We start from the raw sequence: 4,261 nt of genomic DNA, 5'->3' as shown, positions 1-4,261 counted from the left end.
TATTATCTAAAATATTTTCGAATTTTTCAAAATTTACTTGTCTAAAATATATGTTAAAAGTTAAAAATGCTATTCTTGAATGGATATCATCAAAATATTCTTCCATTATAAATTTAAAGTGCGTCTTTTTACCATTAAAAAATTTATCATCTATTAGATCATTTTTTAGCTCTTTTGTTGTTTGATTTATTATATCTATAATTTTTTGTGTATTATCTATCTCTATGTTAGGAATTATTATGTTGTAATAGCAATCTTTAAATTTGTAGTTAGTATCTGAGAAACAGCCATATATTAATTTATGTTTTGTTCTTAGTCTATTAATTAATAATGATGTGAAACCTTGTGTTAAAATATTTTTTATTAATGCCAGTTTGAATATGTCCTCTTCTTCTATATCTTCAAAAGTATGTATTAGGGAGATTATATTTTGGCCTTCGAATGATTTATTTTTTAGATAAATTACATCTTGTTGTTCTCTTTTTGTATCTATTGTGTTATCATATTTAATTCCTGAATTTAGATTGGAGAAGTATTTGCTTATTGTTTGTTCTAGTTGTATATTTTTAAAATCTCCTTCTAGATAAAAGAACATATTTTTTGCTGTAAAGTAAATATTTTTGTAATCGTCTAGATCTTGAACTTTAATATTTTTTAGAGACTCAATTGTTCCTAATATATTTCCTTTGTATTTTGTATTGTCGTATAGATAGTTATGAACGAAGTTGCCAAATATATATTCTGGCGAGATATTGTCATCTAGTATTTCACTTTTAATAGGGCCATTAATTTCGTGTTTAATATCTTTTTGTGTGTAGTTATTATCTGTTAGAAAACTTTTTGCAAGCTCTAAGACTACATCTAGTTTTTCAGGTAAGAAGTTGAAAAAAATAGTTATCTCATCATGGCCAGTTCCTGCATTAAAATCTATTCCATTAAAATCACAAAACTCAGCTAAAGTTGCTTCTGTATATCCTTTGATTTTAAAGATTAGGTGTTCTAATAGATGGGATAGACCATGTTTGTCAATTGGGTCATTTGCAGCACCAGAGTTGATAACTATATGAAATGCTATCCTATTTTTATCAGATTTTTGTTTAGAATAGATTTGTAATCCATTTTCTAATAGATATCTATTATCGTATAGAGGTTTCATAATAAATTAAGGAATAGTTTGTTTATATTGTTTGTTATTTGTGAAAGCTCTAATTAGGATATGAGTTTAATAGATTTTATATGTAATTGAGAAAAAAGCATAAATATTAAATATGAATTTAATTTGTAAATTATTATGGAAGAATATAATTTTCAATATTGTCAAAAGATTATTGTGTTATCGAAAGATAAGAATAGTGTGCTTCTTTGTAAAAGAAAAGGAGAAGCAGATTATGATGGAGTTTTTTCATTTATTGGAGGGAAGATGGAAAATACTGATTTATCTATTATTGAGGGTTTGAAAAGAGAGAAAGATGAAGAAGTTGGATTAGATTTTCAAGTATTACTTTATCCTACATTTAGTTTAAATTTATTGTTTAGAAAGAAAGATGGAAATTCTATGATATTACCTCATTATTTGGCAATTTATGAGAAAGGAAATATAGATTTAAATGAAGAATACTCAGAGTATCAATGGATTGAAATTGATAAATTAAATGAGTTTGAACCTAAGATTTCTAATATTCCTGAAACAGTAAATGAACTTTTAAGATTAGAAAAAATTGCAAAAGAAAAAGAATTTATATTAATTTAAACACTTTTTTCTCAACTTTTGTGGCACTCCTTTCCTCGACCACGTTCCACTCTGATTTTGCTATCTTGAATATAACTCTCATTATGAGTTCTTGTAATTATTTATGAAAGCTCTACTAAAAGTTTAAAAACAATTAAATTCACATTATTTTATGAAAACAATTATATTTGATTTTGATGGAGTTATTCACAATACATTTGATTTAGCTTATGGATTACATAAACAATTTCATCCTAAAAGTTCAAAGGAAATTTATCGCTCTTATTTTGAAGGTAATTTATTTGAAAAAATTGATAAGAAATTTGATCAACAAGCACACGATAAATTTAGAGAATTAGAATATGAAGCATTTAAAGAATTAAAGTTAGAAAGAGAGATTAGAGATGAACTTGAGAAATTAAGTAAAAATTATGATTTATATATTATTAGTTCAAATTCCATTAAAAATTTGAATTTATATTTTGAAAATAATAATTTCACTAATATTTTTAAAGAAATTTTAGCAGCAGAGGCTCATAAATCTAAGGTTGAAAAATTTAAAATGCTATTTAAAAAATATAATTTAGATTCGAACTCATGTATATTTGTAACGGATACTTTAGGAGATGTTTTAGAAGCAAATAATGTAGGAGTCAAATCAATTGCAGTTGATTTCGGATTTCATGAAAAAGAAAGATTAGAGAAAGGAAATCCATTTAAAATTGTTTCAAATTTTAAAGAGATAAGAAAAGAGATTGAAAGTATGTGAAAATAGATTTCATTTATGAAATCCTAAATCTGCAGGATTTATATCTCCACTAATATGTTCTAAATGACCACCTTCTGTTTCAAACTCTTTTCTTAGGATTTTTACTTTTTTAATTAAGTCGATTGTTTTTTTATCTTCTATTTTTGAAAAGCCTTTAGACCAGTAATCTATAACTAATTTGCTATCTCCAAATATATGTTTTATATTTAGTTTATTTGCTAGTTTTAGAGCAAGGTATAGTCCTACTAATTCTCCATAGTTATTTGTTACTAGTTTTCCTAAGTTGTAGTTGTCGTGCTTGTTGATTTTGTCTTTATTTAATATTTGGTTTAGTAATGGGTCTTTGTTTTTGTTTGTAAGTCTAACTTCAACTCCATCTCCTCTTCCAGTTCCTGCATCAAAGTATATTCCTTCTTGAAGTGGTTTGTAAACTTTTTTTATTTTAGGTTTGATTTCATATTCTGCTCCTTGATTTAGCCACTCATTTGCTTGGTCTTTTGTTTCAAATCCTTTGTATCTTGCATTTTGGCGTTTTGTATTTTGTTGACACTCATCCCATGTTTCAACTATTGCACTTTGTCTAGATTCAACTAAGTAATACGCATAGAAATTGTTCTTCTTTTTTTTCATCTTATTAATATATGATTTGTTTGTTTATAAAATTTTATTGTATAAAGTTTATAAATAGTTATATTTTGGATTTTATATGAATGAAAAATCTATTTTAGTTGCAGCAGCAATTATAGAAAAAGATGATAAGATACTAATTGCTCAAAGGAAAAATGATTCTAAATTAGAACCTAATATGTGGGAGTTTGCAGGAGGTAAAGTAGAGTTTGGCGAAAAACCTGAAGATTGTTTAATTCGTGAGATTAAAGAGGAGTTAGATTTAGAGATTGAGATTAAAAAATTATTTGGAGTATATTCTCATGTGTATGAGAAAGAGGGAACTCAGTATCATGTTATTTTAATAACTTATATTTGTAAATATATTAGTGGCCAGAAGAAGAATATTGAGTGTCAAGACTCTTTATGGGTATCTAAGGAGGAGTTATCTAATTATGAGTATGCAAAAGCTGATGTTAAAATCGTTGATGACTATGTTAGAAATTAACTAATTTTCTAATAAATTATATATATTTTTAAAGAATAATTTAGCATTATCTAAACTATTTTTACTAGGCAATAAATTAGCTTGAGATAATTTTTGATAAGTAAATTCTCCTCTTTTTTTCTTTTCTAATTTGAAAATACCTAAAAGCTCTTCGGCTTTTAAGATTAATTCTTGATAATAATTTAATAACTCTAAATCAATTTTACCATCCTCTACTAATTTTTCAAACTCTTCATAAGTTTTTTTATGCTCTTCTGGTGCTTTTGTTTTAATATTATTTTTCAAAAGGTATGCTTTTGCACAATAAAATATTGAATAATATGAATGTGTAATTACTGCAGAAAAAAATGTTTCATTAGAATCTATACTAAAAGAATTTTTCAAATCGTTACTATTTGAAATTTCAAATATAATTCTTGCTAGGTCTAATTCATTTTTTGCCTTATCTAAATATAATTTATAGGTTAAATCCATTTTGAACTCCTTTTTTTAATATATTATAAAATATATAAGAATTTATAATTGGTTTATTTTTTCTTGCAATCTCTTTTCCTAAATTTTCATAATCAACTTTTAACATTTTATTAAATTCTTCTTCTTCTATTATATGAATATCTAAATCTATTAATGATTTTAATTTTAAATTTTC

At 24.9% G+C, this 4,261-nt stretch carries 7 protein-coding genes; 3 read left to right on the top strand and 4 right to left on the bottom strand.

Going from position 1 to position 4,261, the window contains the following annotated elements:
- Positions 1 to 1,156, bottom strand: a 1,156-nt coding sequence (locus PF569_04015; protein MDA3855400.1) for a pitrilysin family protein, incomplete at its 3' end; no start/stop codon positions are given.
- 135 nt (positions 1,157 to 1,291) lie between these two features.
- Here PF569_04015 and PF569_04010 point away from each other — a divergent pair.
- Both PF569_04010 and PF569_04005 read left to right on the top strand, forming a co-directional pair.
- Positions 1,292 to 1,750 carry an NUDIX domain-containing protein gene (locus tag PF569_04010; GenBank protein ID MDA3855399.1) on the top strand — a complete coding sequence of 153 codons (459 nt, stop codon included), beginning with the start codon at positions 1,292 to 1,294 and terminating at the stop codon, positions 1,748 to 1,750.
- 151 nt (positions 1,751 to 1,901) lie between these two features.
- Positions 1,902 to 2,498, top strand: coding sequence for an HAD-IA family hydrolase (locus PF569_04005; protein MDA3855398.1), 597 nt, complete (start codon positions 1,902 to 1,904; stop codon positions 2,496 to 2,498).
- A 9-nt stretch (positions 2,499 to 2,507) separates the two neighbouring features.
- On the opposite strand, the gene PF569_04000 is transcribed toward PF569_04005, so the two are convergent.
- The gene (locus tag PF569_04000) at positions 2,508 to 3,128 is read right to left on the bottom strand and encodes a ribonuclease H family protein (protein ID MDA3855397.1); all 621 of its coding nucleotides are present in this window, start codon (positions 3,126 to 3,128) and stop codon (positions 2,508 to 2,510) included.
- Between the two features lie 76 nt (positions 3,129 to 3,204).
- On the opposite strand from PF569_04000, the gene PF569_03995 reads away from it, so the two are divergent.
- Complete coding sequence (locus PF569_03995) at positions 3,205 to 3,612, top strand: (deoxy)nucleoside triphosphate pyrophosphohydrolase (protein ID MDA3855396.1); 408 nt, start codon at positions 3,205 to 3,207, stop codon at positions 3,610 to 3,612.
- Here the strand turns inward: PF569_03995 and PF569_03990 are convergent, their stop codons facing one another.
- Both PF569_03990 and PF569_03985 read right to left on the bottom strand, forming a co-directional pair.
- Positions 3,613 to 4,086 carry a hypothetical protein gene (locus PF569_03990; GenBank protein MDA3855395.1) on the bottom strand — a complete coding sequence of 158 codons (474 nt, stop codon included), beginning with the start codon at positions 4,084 to 4,086 and terminating at the stop codon, positions 3,613 to 3,615. It abuts the gene before it with no gap.
- A partial coding sequence (locus PF569_03985; GenBank protein ID MDA3855394.1) for a hypothetical protein occupies positions 4,070 to 4,261 on the bottom strand: 192 nt, incomplete at its 5' end. The genes PF569_03985 and PF569_03990, both read right to left, overlap by 17 nt.

The organism is Candidatus Woesearchaeota archaeon (assembly GCA_027858315.1).
GTDB lineage: Archaea > Nanobdellota > Nanobdellia > Woesearchaeales > UBA583 > UBA583.
The sequence above is the reverse complement of the archived record's forward strand: the minus strand, read 5'-3'. Positions and strand labels throughout refer to the sequence as shown.